Annotated in this window: 17 protein-coding genes; 13 read left to right on the top strand and 4 right to left on the bottom strand. The window is 64.7% G+C overall.

Annotation, left to right across the window (positions count from 1 at the left end; all coding sequences use genetic code 11):
- The first annotated feature begins 113 nt into the window (after positions 1-113).
- The 10 genes from QO034_RS15355 (at position 114) to QO034_RS15310 (ending at position 9826) form a co-directional block, all read left to right on the top strand.
- On the top strand, positions 114-854 hold the full coding sequence (locus QO034_RS15355) for an EboA domain-containing protein (protein WP_284486410.1): 741 nt from the start codon (positions 114-116) through the stop codon (positions 852-854).
- Complete coding sequence (locus QO034_RS15350; protein ID WP_284486409.1) at positions 851-1774, top strand: TatD family hydrolase; 924 nt, start codon at positions 851-853, stop codon at positions 1772-1774. Before QO034_RS15355 ends, QO034_RS15350 begins: the two co-directional genes overlap by 4 nt.
- A 6-nt stretch (positions 1775-1780) precedes the next feature.
- Positions 1781-2422: a TVP38/TMEM64 family protein gene (locus QO034_RS15345; RefSeq protein WP_284486408.1), complete on the top strand. Its 642-nt coding sequence runs from the start codon at positions 1781-1783 to the stop codon at positions 2420-2422.
- A 270-nt stretch (positions 2423-2692) separates the two neighbouring features.
- Positions 2693-4003: a PQQ-dependent sugar dehydrogenase gene (locus tag QO034_RS15340; RefSeq protein WP_284486407.1), complete on the top strand. Its 1311-nt coding sequence runs from the start codon at positions 2693-2695 to the stop codon at positions 4001-4003.
- 95 nt (positions 4004-4098) lie between these two features.
- Positions 4099-4848: a c-type cytochrome gene (locus QO034_RS15335; RefSeq protein ID WP_284486406.1), complete on the top strand. Its 750-nt coding sequence runs from the start codon at positions 4099-4101 to the stop codon at positions 4846-4848.
- Positions 4849-5078: 230 nt separating this feature from the next.
- On the top strand, positions 5079-6209 hold the full coding sequence (locus QO034_RS15330) for a TRAP transporter substrate-binding protein (protein ID WP_284486405.1): 1131 nt from the start codon (positions 5079-5081) through the stop codon (positions 6207-6209).
- 85 nt (positions 6210-6294) lie between these two features.
- Entirely contained in the window at positions 6295-6879 is a 585-nt protein-coding gene (locus QO034_RS15325) for a TRAP transporter small permease subunit (protein ID WP_284486404.1), read from the top strand.
- On the top strand, positions 6876-8294 hold the full coding sequence (locus QO034_RS15320) for a TRAP transporter large permease (protein ID WP_284486403.1): 1419 nt from the start codon (positions 6876-6878) through the stop codon (positions 8292-8294). The genes QO034_RS15325 and QO034_RS15320 overlap by 4 nt, the downstream gene beginning before the upstream one ends.
- Positions 8284-9648 (top strand): amidase, encoded by a 1365-nt coding sequence (locus QO034_RS15315; protein ID WP_284486402.1) that lies wholly within the window; start codon positions 8284-8286, stop codon positions 9646-9648. Before QO034_RS15320 ends, QO034_RS15315 begins: the two co-directional genes overlap by 11 nt.
- 22 nt (positions 9649-9670) lie before the next feature.
- A complete protein-coding gene (locus QO034_RS15310) occupies positions 9671-9826 on the top strand; it encodes a hypothetical protein (protein WP_284486401.1) in 156 nt (51 codons plus the stop codon).
- Positions 9827-9848: 22 nt separating this feature from the next.
- Here the strand turns inward: QO034_RS15310 and QO034_RS15305 are convergent, their stop codons facing one another.
- Positions 9849-11177 (bottom strand): NAD(P)/FAD-dependent oxidoreductase, encoded by a 1329-nt coding sequence (locus QO034_RS15305; protein ID WP_284486400.1) that lies wholly within the window; start codon positions 11175-11177, stop codon positions 9849-9851.
- On the bottom strand, positions 11167-12669 hold the full coding sequence (gene amaB / locus QO034_RS15300) for an L-piperidine-6-carboxylate dehydrogenase (RefSeq protein WP_284486399.1): 1503 nt from the start codon (positions 12667-12669) through the stop codon (positions 11167-11169). The genes QO034_RS15305 and amaB overlap by 11 nt, the downstream gene beginning before the upstream one ends.
- Before the next feature lie 280 nt (positions 12670-12949).
- Here amaB and QO034_RS15295 point away from each other — a divergent pair, with 280 nt between their 5' ends.
- From QO034_RS15295 to QO034_RS15285, 3 genes are read left to right on the top strand one after another with little or no spacing between them, the layout of a single operon-like run.
- Positions 12950-13903 carry a LysR substrate-binding domain-containing protein gene (locus QO034_RS15295; RefSeq protein ID WP_284486398.1) on the top strand — a complete coding sequence of 318 codons (954 nt, stop codon included), beginning with the start codon at positions 12950-12952 and terminating at the stop codon, positions 13901-13903.
- Between the two features lie 54 nt (positions 13904-13957).
- Positions 13958-14104 carry a hypothetical protein gene (locus QO034_RS15290; protein ID WP_284486397.1) on the top strand — a complete coding sequence of 49 codons (147 nt, stop codon included), beginning with the start codon at positions 13958-13960 and terminating at the stop codon, positions 14102-14104.
- A 22-nt stretch (positions 14105-14126) separates the two neighbouring features.
- Positions 14127-15386: a D-amino acid dehydrogenase gene (locus QO034_RS15285; protein WP_284486396.1), complete on the top strand. Its 1260-nt coding sequence runs from the start codon at positions 14127-14129 to the stop codon at positions 15384-15386.
- Between the two features lie 105 nt (positions 15387-15491).
- On the opposite strand, the gene guaD is transcribed toward QO034_RS15285, so the two are convergent.
- Together guaD and QO034_RS15275 are read right to left on the bottom strand one after the other, a co-directional pair.
- The gene (gene guaD / locus QO034_RS15280; protein ID WP_284486395.1) at positions 15492-16829 is read right to left on the bottom strand and encodes a guanine deaminase; all 1338 of its coding nucleotides are present in this window, start codon (positions 16827-16829) and stop codon (positions 15492-15494) included.
- Between the two features lie 67 nt (positions 16830-16896).
- Positions 16897-18498, bottom strand: coding sequence for a xanthine/uracil/vitamin C permease (locus QO034_RS15275; protein WP_284486394.1), 1602 nt, complete (start codon positions 18496-18498; stop codon positions 16897-16899).
- Between the last annotated feature and the right edge of the window lie 11 nt (positions 18499-18509).

Here is an 18509-nt window from a genome sequence, read left to right as displayed (position 1 = left end):
GTTTTATGGGTCGGGGGCGCGGTTCACAATCGGAGTTTTTTGCGCGCCGGCTCTGGCAAGCGCGGCGCGATTGCGTCTAGACTGCGGTCGGGACCAAGCGGAGAGGATGCGCCGTGACCGACCAACCTGCCGATCTTCTGCAACGATGGGTGACGACCCAGGCGGGCGACGCAGCGCCCTGGGTGACGGACCAGCTGGCGACGCTCGCCCAGGGCGCGGCGGAACGGGACCTCCACATCTTCCTGGGGCTGGCCCCGCGCAAGCTCGGGAAATCCGATCTCGTCCTGTCCCCCGCCGACAGGGCCGCCGCCGACGCCGCCCATGCAGGCTGGGAACCCCAGGGCTGGAGCATCGACGGCGCGGCGCGGGTTCTGGGGCTGTTGCGGTTCAAGGCGCAACGTCCCTTCGCGCAGGTTTTCAAGGATTTGCGCCGCACCGCCGATGCCGGGGAAATGATCGCTCTCTACCGCGGGCTGCCGCTTTATCCCGAACCTGAAACGCTGGATTTCGAAGTGGGCGAGGGGCTGCGGTCCAATCTGAAGCCGGTGTTCGAGGCGATTGCCCACCGCAATCCGTTTCCGCGCGATCATTTCGACCAGCACCGCTGGAACCACATGATCCTGAAGGCGCTGTTCGTCGGCAGCGACCTGGGTCCGATCACTGGTCTGAAAGACCGGGCGAATCCCGAACTGGCGCGTATCCTGGTGGATTACGCGCAGGAACGCTGGGCTGCCGGGCGCCCGGTGTCCGAGGAACTCTGGATCCCGGTCCGGCCCTTCGCGGACGCGCCCGAGATACGGTCCCGGCTCGACCGCGCGCGCGCCGAAGGCCATCTGGAGGAGGCGCTGCAATGATGCTGATCGACCCACATGCGCACATGATTTCGCGCACCACCGACGACTATCAGGCAATGGCCGACGCGGGCGTCGTCGCGCTGATCGAACCGGCCTTCTGGCTCGGCCAGCCCCGCACCTTCGTGGGGACCTATGTGGATTACCTGTCGACCATCGTCGGATGGGAACGGTTCAGGGCCGGCCAGTTCGGCATCCGCCATTACTGCACCATCGGACTCAATTCCAAGGAGGCCAACAACGAGGAACTGGCCGAAGGCGTGATGGAATGGTTGCCCCGCTTCGCGCTCAAGGAAGGTGTCGTCGCCATTGGCGAGATCGGCTATGACGAACAGACCGCCCTTGAGGACAAGTATTTCCGGCTGCAACTGGAACTGGCCAAGGAACTGAACCTGCCGGTGATGGTGCACACGCCGCACCGCGACAAGAAACGCGGCACCTCGCGGTCGATGGATGTCTGTGAAGAACACGGGATCGACCCCGGCATGGTGGTGATCGATCACAACAACGAGGAAACGGTCGCCGAAACCCTGCAACGGGGGTTCTGGGCCGGATTCTCGATCTATCCGTCCACCAAGATGGGCAACAAGCGCATGGTGGAGCTGCTCAAGCAATACGGCGGCGAGCGGATCATCGTGGACAGCGCCTGCGACTGGGGGATTTCCGATTGTCTCGGCGTGGCGAAGACCGCGCAATTGGCGCTGGAAAGCGGCGTGTCCGAGGAAACGGTGCGCAAGGTCTGTTACCAGAACGCCCTGGACGCCTATGGCCAGTCCGGCCAGATGAAGGAAGACGACTGGCTGAACCCGCCCGCCATCGACCAGCGCACGCTCTACGAGGGCAATTCGATCCTGCGCGGCGGGCGCGAACCGCATATCGAGACTCCGGGCGAACGCCGCGCGAAGCAACTGCTGATCGAGTAGCCGGGCATGCTGCGCCTGCTGCTGCTGGTTCTTGTGCTTCTGCTCGTGACGGTGATGCCCTTCCTGATCTGGGGCGGCGAGATCGAAGCGCGGCTGGCCGAGGACGGGGTGGCCGGCTGGATGCGCCAATTCGGCGGATGGGCTTGGCTGGCCGGGATCGCGCTGATCGCCTCCGACATCGCGCTGCCGGTGCCGTCGACGGCGGTGATGGCGGCGATCGGGATCATCTACGGGCCGTTCCTGGGCGGGCTGATCTGCGCAACCGGGTCGATTCTGGCTGGTTTGGCCGGATACCTGGTCTGCCGGCTGATCGGGCCGAACACCGCCGAGAAACTGGCGGGCGCGGAGGGTCTGGCGCAGGCGCGGGCGCTGTTTGACCGTTATGGCGGCTGGATCGTCGCCGGATCGCGGTGGCTGCCGATCCTGCCGGAGACGATCAGCTTTCTCGCCGGCCTTACCGGCATGCCGGTGCGACCCTACCTGGCGGCGCTGACCTGCGGCGCGGTGCCGTTGGGTTTCGTGTTCGCCACCGCCGGTTACATCGGTTCGGACAATGCGGTTCTCACCATCGCGATCTGCGCGCTCGCGCCGCTGGCGCTATGGGTCGTGGTGCGGCCCTTCCTGATCCCACACCGGGCCTCGCCCTGATGCGTTCCCTAGGGAATGCCGGCCGGGCCGTCCGGCCCCGGACGTTGCTGCCGTTGCCACCTGTATTGCCCGGCCCGGCGGCGCCAATTGGTCCGGATACTGCAATATCGTTTGAAATCAATAACTTGAAATCACGGTTTGCCGCGGAAAGTCAAATTCCGCGTTTCAGATCGGCCTGCAAAAAAAGTTGGAGACTCGCGGAAGGGCTCTGCTAGGGTGACGCGGCGACAACTTCGCAACTATGCCGTGAAGAAAACGGGAGGATTTAACATGGCGCCTACCAAGAACCTGATGCTCGGAATATTGGCTTCGACCTGCATGACCCTCGGGGCCACCACCGCCGCGCATGCGGTGGATATCGTGCTGGAACCCTATGTCACCGGTGTGAATGCGCCGCTGGCGATGGTTCAGCCGAACGGCGACGACCGCAAGTTCGTGATCGAACAGCACGGTCGTGTCCGGGTCATCGACGGCGAGGGCAATCTGCTGCCGCAGCCGTTTCTGGACATCCGCAACAGGATCGTGACGCAATTCCATGATTTCGACGAACGGGGCCTGCTCGGCCTGGCGTTCCACCCGGATTTTGCCAACAACGGAAAATTCTACGTCGCCTATTCGGCGCCGATCAATTTCCAGGGCGATCTGGGGCAGATGTTCTGGTGGGATCACACCAACACGGTGTCGGAATTCACGGTGTCCGCGGATGACCCCAACATGGCCAACATGCACTCCGAGCGAATCATCAGCGAAATCAACTGGCCGCAGTTCAACCACAATGGCCACTGGATCGGATTCGGTCCCGACGGGATGCTCTATATCTCCACCGGCGACGGCGGCTACGCCAACGACTGGGGCATCGGCCACAACGTGACCGAAGGCAACGGCCAGGATCTGAGCGTGCTGCATGGAAAGATCCTGCGCATCGACGTCAACAGCCAGGCAGACGGCAACAACTATGCGATCCCCGCCGACAACCCGTTCGTGGACAATGACGAGGCCGCGCCCGAGATCTGGGCCTATGGGTTGCGGAACCCCTGGCGCTGTTCCTTCGACATGGGTGGCGAAAACAACATGTTCTGCGGTGACGTGCAGCAGAACAGCTACGAAGAGATCGATATCGTCAAGGCCGGGGACAACCTCGGATGGCGGGTTATGGAAGCGACCCACTGTTTCGACTACACGCAGCCGGACAACCATCCGGAGTCCTGCGAGAGCGCGGACCTCGTGATGCCGATCCTGGAGTATCCGAACTGCACCGCCCGCCCGCAGGAATGCCTGGGGATCTCCAACACGGGCGGCTATGTGTATCGCGGTTCGCATGCGGACTGGGACGGTAAATACATCTTCGGCGACTGGTCCAAGAGCTTTGCCGAAATGGACGGCCAGATCTTCATCGGCAGCCCCGGCAGCGACGGCACCTGGTCGATGGAAGTGGCGAACGTGACCAACATGGAGGGCAAGAAGCCCTATGTTCTGGCATTTGCCCAGGATGCGGATGGCGAGGTCTATGTTCTCACCTCGGTCACGACCGGTCCGAATGGCGGCTTGGACACGATCTACAAGGTCATGCCGGCCAACTGACCCGACCCGATCAAGCCCGGCGCCGCAAGCACATGGCATGCGGCGCCGTCTTCTATCCGGTTGGCAAGGCCGGGAACAGAAATCAGAGGAAGCTCATGTTCAAATCTGCACCACTGGCCGCCGCCGTCCTCATCGCGCTTGGCTGGAGCACGCCAGGCCATTCGCAAGACGCCGAAGCCGGTGAAACGGTGTTCAAGAAATGCAAGTCCTGCCACCAGGTCGGGGCCGGTGCGGAAAACCGGGCCGGCCCGGTTCTGACCGGTGTGGTGGGGCGCAGCGCCGGCACCTACGACGCATTCAAATACAGCCCGTCCCTGTCTGCCGCAGGTGAACAGGGGCTGGTCTGGACCGAACCGCTGCTGGTCGAATATCTCGAAGACCCGACGGCTTTCCTGCGCACCCGGCTGGAGGACGGCAAGGCACGGTCGGGCATGTCGTTCAAGCTGAAGGATGAACAGGACCGCAAGGATGTCGTCGCCTATATCCTGGCGGAGTCCTCGACCGACACGGCGGAAGCGGAACCCGACGCAGAGAAATCCGATGAGCCGGCGATGAGCGATGACGAGGTGATCGCGGCGCAAACCTTCGAGGAGGCATTTCTGACGGATCCGTCAAACTTCGAGGCGGGCAAGGAGATCTGGTTCGAACAGTGCACCCATTGCCATGGCTACAAGGCCTATCCCGGCAAGGCGCCGAAACTGAAACCGGCAAAATACAAGCCGGAGTTCGTTTTCAAGCGGGTTTACAAGGGGTTCAAGAAGATGCCGGCCTGGAAAGACACCTACACCGTCGACGAGATCCGGCAGGTCGTGGCCTATGTAAAAGATCCCGGTTTCTCGCCATGAACGACGTGGCGCTGCGTCCCTGACCCGAAACCGGTCCGCCGCCGTCAAGACGGCGGGCCGGACGGCGACCGGTTCGAATGCGCGGGGCGACCCCTGGTGACGGGGCAATCGGCAGCTAAAGGCTTGCGCCTGATGCGAACCACGTCCTATCGTGCACCTGCGCAGCCGATCACGCGGCGAAGAGCCGTGAACGTCAGATCGGTCGCAATCAGTGCTTTGGGAGGAGTCACATGACAATTGAGACGCAACTGAACCGCCGTTCCTTTATCAAGAAATCCGCGCTGTTGGGGGGCACCGCCGCCGGCGGCGTTCTGGCAGCGCCTGCGGTTCTGGCGCAGGCGCCGATCGTGGTGAAGATGCAGACGTCCTGGGGCGCGTCCAACATCTGGGACGAATTCGCCAAGGATTACGCCCAGCGGGTCGATGAAATGTCGGGCGGGCGGATGAAGATCGAAGTCCTGCCGGCGGGTGCGGTCGTCGCCGCGTTCCAGGTGCTGGACGCCGTCAACGATGGCGTGCTCGATGCGGCGCATTCGGTTCCGGTCTACTGGTATGGCAAGAACAAGGCCGCGTCGCTCTTTGGCACCGGCCCTGTTTTCGGCGGCTCCGCGACCACGATGCTGAGCTGGTTCTTTGCCGGCGGTGGCGAGGCGCTTTATGACGAGCTTACCCAGGATATCATGGGGCTGGACGTCAAGGGCTATCTCGGCTTCCCGATGTTCGCGCAGCCCTTCGGCTGGTTCAAGGGCGAAGTGAACACGGTGGCCGATCTTCAGGGGTTCAAATACCGGACCGTGGGTCTCGCAGCCGACCTGATGACGAGGCTGGGCATGTCTGTCGCCCAGCTGCCGGGCGGCGAGATCGTGCCGGCGATGGAACGTGGCGTGATCGACGCGTTCGAATTCAACAACCCGTCGTCGGACAAGGATTTCGGCGCTCAGGACGTGGCCAAGAATTACTATCTTTCGTCCTACCACCAGGCGTCCGAAAGCTTTGAATACCTGTTCAACCGCAGTTTCCTGGAAGATCTCGATCTGGACCTTCAGGCGATCCTGAAATACGCCGTGGAAGCCGCCTCGACCGCGAATACGGCGAAGGCCATGGACCGTTATTCCGCGGATCTCAAGTGGCTCCAGGATGAAGCCGGTGTCACGGTGCACCGCACGTCCAAGGAGATCCTCGACGCGCAGCTCAAGGCGTGGGACGAACTGATTCCGGAACTGGAAACGGATCCGTTCATGAAGAAGACGCTCGACAGCCAGCGCGATTGGGTCCAGCGCGTCACCTACTATGAACTGATGAACTCGCCGGATTACGCCCTCGCCTACGACCACTACTTCCCCGGCCGCCTGAAGATCTGATCCGGGTCCAATGAAAACACGGCCCCGGCGGCACGGCCGCCGGAGCCAATTCGCGCAGAGCACGCGCCAAGGGGAGGGGCGACCCGTGACTGGATTCATCCGCTTTGCCGACAACCTGTCGGCCTGGTTCGGAAAGGCCTTTGCCTGGCTCATCGTCATGATGGCGGTCGGCACGGGCTACGAGGTCTTCGTCCGCTACGTTCTCAACAGCCCGACGGCCTGGGCGCTGGACGTGTCCTTCATCATGTACGGCACGCTGTTCATGATGGGCGGCGCCTATACGCTGTCCCGCGGCGGCCATGTCCGCGGCGATTTCCTCTATCGCCTGTGGCAGCCGCGCACCCAGGCCAAGGTCGATCTCGTTCTCTATATCCTCTTCTTCTTTCCCGGTGTCTCGGCCCTGATCTTCGCCGGCTGGAAATACGCCGCCCGCTCCTGGCAATATGGCGAAGTGTCGATCAACAGCCCCGCTGGAATCCCCATCTACCAGTTCAAGTCGGTGATCGTGGCGGCGGGCATCCTGCTTTTCATCCAGGGCATCGCGCAGGTCTGCCGGTGTATCCTGGCCATCCGAACCAACGAATGGCTCGCGGCGGACGAGGATGTCTTTGAAACAGAAGACCTGCTCATGCGTGAAGCGGACAAGGCTGAAATGGATCACCACATATGACAGACCCTCAAGTCGCCCTGATGATGCTGGGGCTGTTCATCGTCTTCGTTTTCCTGGGGTTCCCCATCGCCTTCACGCTGATGGCGATGGGCATCGGTTTCGGCTACTACGCCTATTTCGACGCCGCCCGCATGTGGCGGGGCTTCAACCGGCTGGACGAAACCGCGGGTGGCTGGGAAAGCTTCAGCCTCTGGATCGAAGGTCTGTTCAACAACCGAATATTCGATCTGTTCGTGAACCAGACCTATACCGTCATGTCCAACGAGGTGCTGACGGCGGTGCCGCTGTTCCTGTTCATGGGCTATATCGTCGAACGCGCCAACATCGTCGACCGCCTGTTCTCGACCCTGAACATTGCGTCCAAGAACATTCCGGGGTCCATGGGGGTCGCGGCACTGATTACCTGCGCTCTTTTCGCCACCGCCACCGGCATCGTCGGCGCGGTCGTGACGCTGATGGGGCTTCTGGCGCTGCCGGCGATGCTCAAGGCGCGCTATGATCCCTCCTTTGCCAGCGGGATCATCTGCGCCGGCGGCACGCTGGGTATCCTGATCCCGCCCTCGATCATGCTGATCGTCTATGCGGCGGCGTCCAACGTGTCGATCGTGCGGCTCTATGCGGGGGCGCTGTTGCCGGGGTTGACGCTGGTCGGACTCTATCTGGTCTACGTGGTGGGCCGTTCGATCCTGCAACCCTCCTCGGCGCCGCGTCCCACCGACGAGGAAGTGCCCGACATCCCGATGGGCAAGCTGCTGTTCATGATCATGACTTCCTTCCTGCCGTTGGCCTTCCTGATCCTGGCGGTTCTCGGTTCGATCCTGTTCGGACTCGCGACGCCGACAGAGGCCGCTTCGATCGGAGCCCTGGGCGGGATGCTGCTGGCCATCGTCTATCGCGCGATGACCTGGCAGCGGCTGCGGGAAAGCGTCTACCTGACGGTTCGGACGACGGCGATGGTCTGCTGGCTTTTCGTCGGCTCCTACACCTTCTCGGCGGTCTTTTCCTATCTGGGCGGCGAGCACCTGATTTCCGATTTCGTGCAGGGCCTGGACCTGTCCCCGATCCAGTTCCTGATCATGGCCCAGATCATCATCTTCCTGCTCGGCTGGCCGCTGGAATGGTCCGAGATCATCATCATCTTCGTGCCGATCTTCCTGCCCCTGTTGCAGTTCTTCGAGATCGATCCGCTGTTTTTCGGCATTCTCGTGGCGCTGAACCTGCAGACGAGCTTCCTGACGCCGCCCATGGCGATGTCGGCCTATTATCTCAAGGGCATCGCGCCGCCCGAGGTTCGGCTCACCCAGATCTTTTCCGGGGTCATGCCGTTCCTGTTCTGCGTGATCGTGTCGATGGTGCTGATGTATCTGTTCCCGCAGATCGTGTTCTACCTGCCGGAGCTGTTCTATGGCAGCTAGACCGAAACCGCGGTCGGGCGCGACGGCGCCGCTCACCCTTCTGGGCGCGGTCGAACTGAGGGACCGGCTCGCCTCCGGCGCGCTCGGCGCGCTGGAACTGGTCGAGGATTGCATCGCCCGGATCGAGGCGCGTGAAGCCGAGGTCCGGGCCTGGGCCTGGTTCGATCCGGACCATGCACGGGCGCAGGCGCGCGCGCTGGACGCGCACCGGCTGTCCGGCCGCCCGATCGGCCCGCTGCACGGGCTTCCGGTCGGGCTGAAGGACATCATCGACACGGCGCGGATCCCGACCGAAAACGGCTGCGCGCTGGATGCCGGCCGGGTGCCGAGCCGCGATGCCTTCGTGGTCGAACGGCTCAAGGCGGCGGGGGCGCTGATCATGGGCAAGACGGTCACGACCGAACTTGCCTTCATGCATCCCGGCAAGACGCGCAATCCGCACGATCCGTCCCGAACGCCGGGGGGATCGTCGTCGGGGTCCGCCGCCGCGGTGGCGGACGGGATGATCCCGCTGGCCGTCGGCACCCAGACCGGGGGGTCGGTGATCCGTCCCGCGTCCTTCTGCGGCGTCACCGGGTTCAAGCCGACCTTCGGCGCCATCCCGCGCCGCGGTATACTCACGCAGTCGCCGACGCTGGACACGGTCGGCGTCTTCGCGCGCGACCCGGCAGGCGCGGCGCTCATCGCCGAAGTTCTCTATGGGCATGACGAAGCTGACAGCGCGACCGCACCAGCGCCCGCGCCGCGCCTGCTTGACATCGCCCGTTCGAAACCGCCGCTGGAACCGGTCTTCGCCTTCGTGCGGACGCCCGGATGGGACGTGGCCGATCCGGAAACCCGTGCCGCTTTCCAGGAGTTGCGGGACCAGCTCGGCGACCGGATGTTCGAGGTCGATCTGCCGGCGATATTCGATCGGGCCGGGGAGTTGCGCCAGCGGATCAACTTCGCGGAGATGGCGCGTTACTACCACCGATACTGGCGGGACGGGCGCGACCGGCTTGGCGAACCGACCCGCAAAGCCCTTGAAGAAGGCAATGCGACGCTCGCCTGCGACTACCTCATGGCGCTTGACTGGCCGGCGGTTCTGAACAGCGGGCTCGAGGAAATCTTCGAACGGTGCGACGCGATCCTCTGTCCCTCCGCACCCGGACCGGCGCCGGACGGGCTCGAATCGACGGGAAACCCGATCTTCAATGGCATCTGGACCTTTTGCGGAACGCCTGCCGTCAGCGTTCCGATACTGACCGCGTCCAGCGGCCTGCCGATCGGTGTGCAACTGGTCGGGCCGCGCGCCGACGATGGCCGGTTGCTGCGTTCGGCCAGATGGCTCTACGATTGGGCGGACAGCCAATGAAACGGAACCGTAAGGAAATGCCATGACACGTCTGCTTGCCCTCGTCGCATTCCTGTTTCTTGTGGGCTTCCTCGCCATCCTGGCCCTTGAAGTGCCAAGCCCGGACCTGGTGCTTGTGGTCCTGCTGACGGTGGTGCTGGTGGCCTGGGACTTCGTGACTGCCGCGAACAAGCAATAAAACCGCTGCGCACCGTATCCCGTCAGTCCTGGCCGGGCGCCAGCGCGGACGGCGAAGACGCCTTGCGGGGCACGAAGGGGCCGGGGCGCAGCGCGTGCGCCGCCAGGGCGCCGACTTCGAAAAAGACGGTGCGCGCGCGCTTCCCTCCCTCGCTGTAGCTTTCGGTTAACGGAACCGGCAACGCATCCGTGTCGCCGCGCAACAGGGCGCGCGCGGCCTGTTTCCCGAACACCGTGCCGGGTCCGATGCCGCGACCGGAATACCCAAAGACCGACAGGGCGTTCGGCCCGAAGGACAGCACCTTGGGCAAGTGGTCCGATGTCATGGCGATCGCGCCGGACCAGGCGTGTTCGAAGGGCAGGCCGGCGAGTTCGGGATAGAAATGCGCCAGCTTGCGGGCCGCCCAGCGGCGGTGGATCGTCGCGCCGGGACCGTCGACATTGCCGACGCCGCCGATGATGACCCGCCCGTCTCGGTCGATGCGGACCGAATTCATGATCATGTCCGTGTCCCAACAGCCTTCGCCGCCCGGCAGGATGTGCCGGCGCAGCGGTTCGGGCAGCGGCGCGGTGGCGAACTGACTGAAATGAACCGGCACGAATTCCCGCGCCGGAGCGCCGCCGATTCCGTCCGCATAGGCATTGGTCGCGAGCAGAAGATGCCGGGCCCGCACCCGGTGGCCGCCAACCCGCGCGATCCAGTGCGTCCCGTCATGGACGATCTCGCGCACCGGCGAGCCTTCGAAGATCCGGGCGCCGGCCGCGCGGGCGGCTGCCGCGAGGCCCCGGCAATAGGCCAGGGGCTGCACAGTCCCGGCGCGCGGATCGAAAAGCCCGCCGAAGAACGCGCGCGATCCGCTGCGCCGCGCGGTTTCGCCGGCGTCGAGCAGTTGCAGGGGCGCGCCGGTGCGGTTGCCCTGCCGCAACCGGCTTTCCAGTTCCCTCAGCCCGGACGGCGCATGGGCAAGGTGCAGCGTCCCGTTTCGCGTCGCTTCGCAGTCGATGCCATGTTCCGCGATCAGCCGGAAGACAAGGTCGGGCGCGACCGACAGCGCGTCGATCAGGCGCGTCCCGGCGTCGCGGCCCAGCTTCGCGACGATATCGTCCGGCGGCAGCCAGAGACCGGCGTTGACCAGGCCGACATTGCGGCCGGAACCGCCATGGCCGATGGTCCTGGCCTCCAGCAGCACCACATCCGCGTTGCCGCGCGCCGCTTCCAGCGCGGCGGAGCATCCGGTGAAACCGCCGCCGATCACCAGCAGGTCGGAGCGGGTGTCGCCGTCCAGCGCCGCCAGCTCCATGTCCGGCCGATGGCTGTGGCGCCACAGGTTTTCCGGGCGGTCAGATGTCAAACCTGATCCCCTGCGCCAGCGGCAGTTCGCGCGAATAGTTGATGGTGTTGGTCTGCCGGCGCATGTAGCCTTTCCAGGCGTCCGAACCGCTCTCGCGCCCGCCGCCGGTTTCCTTTTCACCGCCGAACGCGCCGCCGATCTCGGCGCCCGAGGGGCCGATGTTCACGTTGGCGATGCCGCAATCGGACCCTGCCGCCGACAGGAAATGCTCGGTCTCGCGGACATCGGTGGAGAATATGCAGGAACTCAGGCCCTGCGGGACGGCGTTCTGCATCGCGATGGCGTCGTCCAGCGCGCGGTATTTCACCACATAGAGGATCGGCGCGAAGGTTTCCCGATGCATAATCGAGCTCTGCGACGGCATTTCCACGATCGCCGGGCGCACATAGGCCGCCGCCGGGTGGCTGTCGGCCAGTGCGCGTCCGCCGCCATGCACGCTGCCTCCCTGGGATTTCGCCGTTTCCAGCGCCGCGTCCATCGCCACCATCGCCTGCGAGTCGATCAGCGGGCCGACCAGCGTTCCGCCGGCCAACGGATCGCCGATGGGCAGGCCCTCGTAAGCCTTGATGAGCCGCGGCATCAGCGCGTCATAGACGTCTTCCTGCACGATCAGGCGGCGCAGCGACGTGCAGCGTTGCCCCGCCGTGCCGACCGCTGAAAACACGATGGCCCGCAGCGCCATTTCCAGGTCCGCCGACGGCGCGACGATCATCGCGTTGTTGCCGCCCAATTCAAGGATCGTGCGCCCCAGCCGTTTGGACATGTCCGCCGCAACCGCGCGGCCCATGGGCACCGAGCCGGTCGCCGAGACGATGGCGACCTTCGGGTTCGCGGTCAGCGCCTCGCCCAGTTCGCGATCTCCGATCAGAACCTGCGTCAGCCCCTCCGGCGCGTCGTCTCCGAACCCTGCGCGGACCTTTTCGCAGATCTTCTGCACCGCCAGCGCGGTCAGCGGTGTCTTTTCCGACGGTTTCCAGATCACCGGATCGCCGCAGACCAGCGCCAGCGCGGCGTTCCAGCACCATGGAGCCACCGGGAAATTGAAGGCCGTGATCACGCCGCAAACGCCCATCGGATGCCAGGTTTCGCGCATCGCGTGGCCGGGGCGTTCGGAGGCGATGGTCAGGCCATAGAGTTGACGGGACAGACCGACGGCGAAATCGCAGATGTCGATCATCTCCTGAACCTCGCCCAGGCCTTCCTGGAGGATCTTGCCGCATTCCAGTGTCACCAGCGCGCCAAGCGCCTGTTTCTGGCGGCGCAGTTCTTCGCCGAGCAACCGGACGAACTCGCCTCTGCGCGGTGCGGGAACCTTGCGCCAGGCGAGGAACGCCCCGTGCGCCCGCGCGATCATCGCGTCGGCTTCGGCGGCGCCGTGAACCTTCAGGCGCGCGATCTCGGACCCGTCCACCGGGGTTCGGACTGCCAGCGTGCCGCCGGTGGTGTCGGATTTCGAAAGGCCGGATGCGGCCAGAATATCGGCATGGGACATGGTCAACTCCTTGTTCTGCCCGCGTCGCCTAAGGCCCGATCGGGGAAAGAGGGCGTCGGTTGCGGGGCTTTGTATTCATTCCTAAGGCGTTCGGTCCGCGGACTCAAAGCGGCATGGCTTGTCTTTCCGCGAACGCGGGCGCAGCGATCCGCCGCATCCGCCTGAATCCCGGCCGTAGAGACATGAACCCACCCCGCATTTGTGCGCCTGCGGAACGCATACACCTGTGCAAATCAGATAAAAATTGACATCGTCGAACAAGGGTTGGAGAAAAACTCACATGATAGCACCGCGCAGGTTTCTTCCCTCGATCAGTTCCCTGCTCGCGCTGGAGGCGGTGGAACGGCTTGGCACGGCCACCGCCGCCGCGGAGGAGCTTTCTCTGACCCATTCGGCGGTCAGCCGTCAGCTCCGGGTCCTGGAAGAGCAGATCGGGGTTCGGCTGTTCATTCGCAGTGGAAAGTCGCTGCGCCTGACGCCCGCCGGCATGGCCTATGCCCGTTCGGTGCGCGACCTGCTGAACGATCTTGCCCGTGCGAGCCTGAAGGTCAGGGCGAGCGGATCGCGCGCCAGTCTGAACCTCGCGGTGCTGCCGTCCTTCGGGATGTACTGGCTCAGCCCGCGCCTTCGCGGCTTCCGCCAGGCCCACCCGGACATTCTGGTGAACCAGAGCACCCGCATCAGGCCTTTCGATTTCGAGCGCGAGGATTTCGACGCGGCGATTCATTTCGGAGCGCAGGATTGGCGCGGCGTGCAGTATCTGCCCTTGCTGAAGGAACGTGTCATCGCGGTCTGCGCCCCCGGCTTCGCGGATGAAATCCCGATGCCGCCGCAAGTGTTGACGGGGCAACCCCTCTTGCATCTGGAAAGCCGTCCGGGCGCGTGGGAAGACTGGTTCAAGGCGCACGGGCACGACGCGGACCGGCTCCGCGGAATGCTGTTCGACCAGTTCACGAACATGGCCGAGGCGGCCGTCTCCGGGGCGGGCGTGGCTCTTCTGCCCGAGTTTCTCGCCCGCCGCGAATTCCGGCGCGGCCGGCTTGTCCCGGCCAGTTCCGGCTATGTCGATGTCGAAGGAACCTACTATCTGGTTTGGCCGACGAATGGGCCTGCCAGCGCCGCCTTGTCGTCATTTCTGGTCTGGCTTTCCGGGGCGGGCGATCTTGCCGCCGGGGTCGGTGAGCTTCGTGCCGATGCGGATCAGGGCCAATTCGATCCGCGGCGGAATGTTTGAAGCCCGGCAGATGCCGTGTCTTTCGGTGCGTGGTCAGACCCGGAAAGCGATGATATGGCGGATATGGCCGATCTTGCCGCGATGAACGACGATTGGGACGACCGGGTTCCCGACGGTGCGGTCCCTGCCGGAGCGGCCGGGGCGCATGAGCCGAACGGACCGGAACCGAAGCTCGAAATCACCGGCCCCGCCGCGTGCTGAAACCTTTTTGGAGAGTGCAACCATGAAAGTCGTCGTGATGGGAGCGGGGGTCATCGGTGTGACCACGGCCTACTACCTTGCCAAGGGCGGAGCCGAGGTCACGGTGCTGGATCGGCAGGCCGGTCCGGGGCTGGAAACCAGCTATGCCAACGCCGGCGAACTCAGCTATGGCATGACTTCGCCCTGGGCCGCGCCGGGTATTCCGTTGAAGGCGGTCAAGTGGCTGTTCATGAAGCGCCGCCCCTTGTTCATCTGGCCGCTGATCAGCCCGACGATGTGGGCCTGGGGCGCGCAGATGCTGCGGAACTGCAACGAGGACAGCTACCGGACCAACAAGAGCCGGATGGTGCGGATCTCCAACTATTCGCGCGATGTGATGCCCGATCTCATCGCGGAGACCGGCATCGAATACGACGGGCGGGAACAGGGTACGCTGCAATTGTTCCGGACGGAAAAGCAGCTCAAGGGGTCCAGGGCCGACCAGGAGATCCTCGCCGAATACGATTCGCCCTTCGAACTGCTGGACCAGGACGGCTGCATCGCGGTCGAGCCCGCGCTGGCCGGGGTGCGCGAGAAATTCGTCGGCGGGCTGCGCCTGACCGCGGACCGCACCGGGGATTGCCGGATGTTCACCATCGCGCTGGCCGAGAGATGCGCCGGGATGGGGGTGGAATTCCAGTATGGCCAGTCGATCCGCGCCATCGCGGTGGAAAACGGCAAGGTGGCCGGGGTCGAGACCGAGATCGCCGGCAGGATCACCGGCGACGCCTATGTCTGCGCACTCGGCAGCTATGGGCCGAAGGTGCTGAACCCGATCGGCGTGCGCCTGCCGGTCTACCCGGTAAAGGGGTATTCGGTGACGCTGCCGGTCGTGGACGAAGGCAAGGCGCCGCAATCCACCATCATGGACGAAACGCATAAGGTGGCGATCACCCGCCTGGGCGACCGTATCCGCGTCGCCGGCACCGCCGAGATCGCCGGCTATTCCAACCGGCTGGGTCCGCATGCCACCGATACCGTGCGCCATGTCATCGGCGATCTGTTTCCGGGCGGCGGAGACATCTCCAGGGCCGAGGGCTGGACCGGGCTGCGGCCGATGACGCCGGACGGAACGCCCGTGCTGGGGCAATCGCGGGTGGGCAACCTGTTTCTCAACACCGGTCACGGCACGCTGGGCTGGACCATGGCCTGCGGATCGGGGCGGGCGGTCGCCGATCTCGTTCTGGGCAAGAAGCCCGAGATCGATTTCGATGGCCTGACCGCCGACCGCTACGGCGGATAGCGGCGCCCGGACGCTCTGCGGCAGCGTGGAAACGTCGAAATCGATGCCGCGATACAGTCGGAATGCCTGTGCAGGATGCGCCGCGTCAAGGTTCTGTCCGGAGGATTATGCGGTTTGCATCGCCCGATTGGCGGCGGCCTGCCGATCCGGAACCGGCGTGGCCGGGACGCCCGACACATAGACCGCTTCCACGGCGCGATCGTCCCCCATCATCTGTAGTACGAAAAGTTCCTCGGCCAGGCTTTCGGCGCGCTCCATGCGCAGGGCCATGGCGGGGGTGCTGCGGGCGTTGAGCACGATCACGTCGGCCTCGGAGCCGGGGGCGAGAGTGCCGATCCGGTCCTCAAGGCCGAGCACGCAGGCATTGCCGCGCGTGGCCCAGTGAAACGCCCGGAGCGGGTGCAGGGCCTGGCCCTGCAATTGCAGAATCTTGTAGCCCTCGTTGAGGGTCTGGAGCATTGAGTAGCTGGTGCCCGCGCCGACATCGGTGGCGATGCCGTTCACCATGCCGCGCGCGCGCAGACCGGCATCGTCGAACAGCCCGCTGCCGAGAAACAGGTTCGAGGTCGGGCAGAAGACCGGATGCGCGCCGGTCTCGGCCAGGGCGTCGATCTCGCGCGGCTGAAGGTGGATGGCGTGGCCCAGCAGCGATTTCGGCCCGAGCAGCCCGTAGGACTGGTACACGTCGAGATAGTCGCGCGCCTTGGGGTAGAGCTGCGCGGTATAGGCGATCTCGTCGCGGTTTTCCGACAGGTGGGTCTGGATGTGGCAGTCGGGATGTTCCCGCGCCAGCGCCTGCGCCATCTCCATCTGTTCGGGGGTCGAGGTGATGGCGAAGCGGGGCGAGATGACATAGCCGTTGCGGCCCTTGCCGTGCCATCCGGCGATCAGCGCCTTGGTTTCATCGTAACCGGTCTGCGGCGTGTCGCGCAGGGTTTCGGGCGCGTTGCGGTCCATCAGAACCTTGCCGCCGAGCATCCGCATGTTGCGGCGGGCGGCCTCGGCAAAGAACGCCTCGGCCGAGGTCTTGTGCACCGAGCAGAAGGCCACCGCCGTGGTCGTGCCATGGGCGATCAGCTGATCGAAGAAAGCCTCGGCCATGCGGGCGCTGTGCCGTTCGGAAGCGAAACGGGTTTCCTCGGGGAAAGTATAGTTGTTGAGCCAGTCGAGCAGCTGCGCGCCCCAGGAGGCGATCACCTGCACCTGCGGGAAATGGATATGGGTGTCGATGAACCCGGCCATCATCAGATGCGGGCGGTGGTCGGTCACGGGCGCGTCGCCGGCGAGGGCGGCGACCTCGGCGAAGGGTCCGGTTTTCTCGATGATCCCGTCGCGGATCAGCAGCGCGCCGTCCTCGAGATAGGTATAGGCGCCGGTGTCGTCGCCCGATTGCGGTTCGCGGTGGAAGGTCAGCAGGCGGCCGCGGAGCACTCTCTGCGTCATGGCGGGTCTCGTTTGTCTGGAAGGGCAGGGGGAGAAGGGCGGCCCGAAAGCCGCCCCGGTTCATGGGTCACGCCTGTTGCGCTGGCGTGTCGTCGTCGATGAAGTCGGGCTCGTCGGGCACGATGATCCGGTGTTCGAGATCCTCCTTCGGGGCCAGCGCCGGGTAGACGTAGAGGAACGCGCCGATGATCAGGTAGCCGATGGTGATCCCGTCGAATTGCGGCATTTGCAGGGTGAAGGAATGGATGATCCCGACCGAGGACATCACCGCGGCGGCGATGGCGAAGCCGCCCGCCATGCGGAAGCGTCCGTCGATCACGTCGGCGACGATGGCGCCCCAGGCCAGGCCGGTGATGATCGCGCCCTGGCTGAGGGCGAGATGCCCCTCGTAATGCGCGCCTTCCATCAAGAGCGCGGCGGTCAGCGCGTCATCGCCGAGCGCGGGCAGGCCCTCGACTCCGGTGCTGCGCAGCGCGTTCATCAGCGAACCCCATTTCACCATCAGGAAGGCCGAGATATGCGGCAGGATGGCGAAGGAGACCGCCGCCATGTGCAAGGGCTTGACCGCCCAGGCGGTATTGGTGATCAGGCTGACCGAGACGAAGACCAGCACCGGGGCGGCGGCGGCGATCGGGATCAGTCCGGCGAGGAAGGACAGGAAGCCCAGGAAGGCCGCGGCGGCGATCACGACGGCGACGCCGACGATGTAACCGGCATGCGCGTCGAGCCGCTTGTAGGCCGGGTGGCCGATATAGACGGTGGTGGGGAAGGGCGAGCCGAACACCGCGCCCAGCATGGTGCCCGCGCCGTCGGTGACCTGGCAGAGCCCGACCGGGTAGTGATCCCCCGCCGCCTCGGCAGATTCCACGTTGTTCATGGTTTCGATGAAATTGTAGATCTGCACCGGGATCAGCACCAGGAACAGTTCGGGATTGGCGAAGAGATACTGCACCCCCACGATCAGATCGCCGATATAGGGAACTGGCGGATAGAAACCGATGCCGCTGAAGTCGATGCGGGACTCACCCAGCACCAGGGCAATCACGGTGCCGGCGGCGATGGCCACGAGACCCGCAGGCACGTTACCGGGCAGGCGGAAGCGGCCGATCAGGCCCCAGAGGATGAACAGGAGCGAGGTGAAACCGATGATCGGGTTTTCGAAGATTTCCGACAGCGGCACCGAGCCGATGAACACCAGCGCGATGCCGCAGAGTGTGCCAAGCATGCCCGCGCGCGGGGTGATGCGCTTGAGCCAGGGTCCCACGATGGCGCCGAGTGCTGCGACGATGCCGCCCATGAAACCCGCGCCGATGCCCACCTGCCAGGCCAGCATGGCGTCGCTCGTGGCCCAGTAGATCGGGCCGATCACGCCGAACAGGTAGACGAACATGACCGGTGTCGAAATGCCGTAGGGCAGGGCGGTCACGTCCTTGCCCTGTTTGGTTGCGGCCCATTTCGCCATGTAGGTATAGACGGCGACCCCGGCCAGGATGGCGATGGCCGCGCCCGGCACGATGCGGCCGAAGACGATTTCGGGCGGCATCTGGAACACGAACTGGCAGACCCCGGACAGGATCAGCAGGTTCACCAGGTTGTCGGTGAACAGCGCCCAGAAGGCGCTGAAATCGCTGCGTGTGAACAGCTTGTAGTCGTATGTCTTCCCGTCCATGACGGGCTCCT

This window comes from Sedimentitalea xiamensis (assembly GCF_030164465.1).
Lineage (GTDB): Bacteria > Pseudomonadota > Alphaproteobacteria > Rhodobacterales > Rhodobacteraceae > Sedimentitalea > Sedimentitalea xiamensis.
The sequence above is the reverse complement of the archived record's forward strand: the minus strand, read 5'-3'. Positions and strand labels throughout refer to the sequence as shown.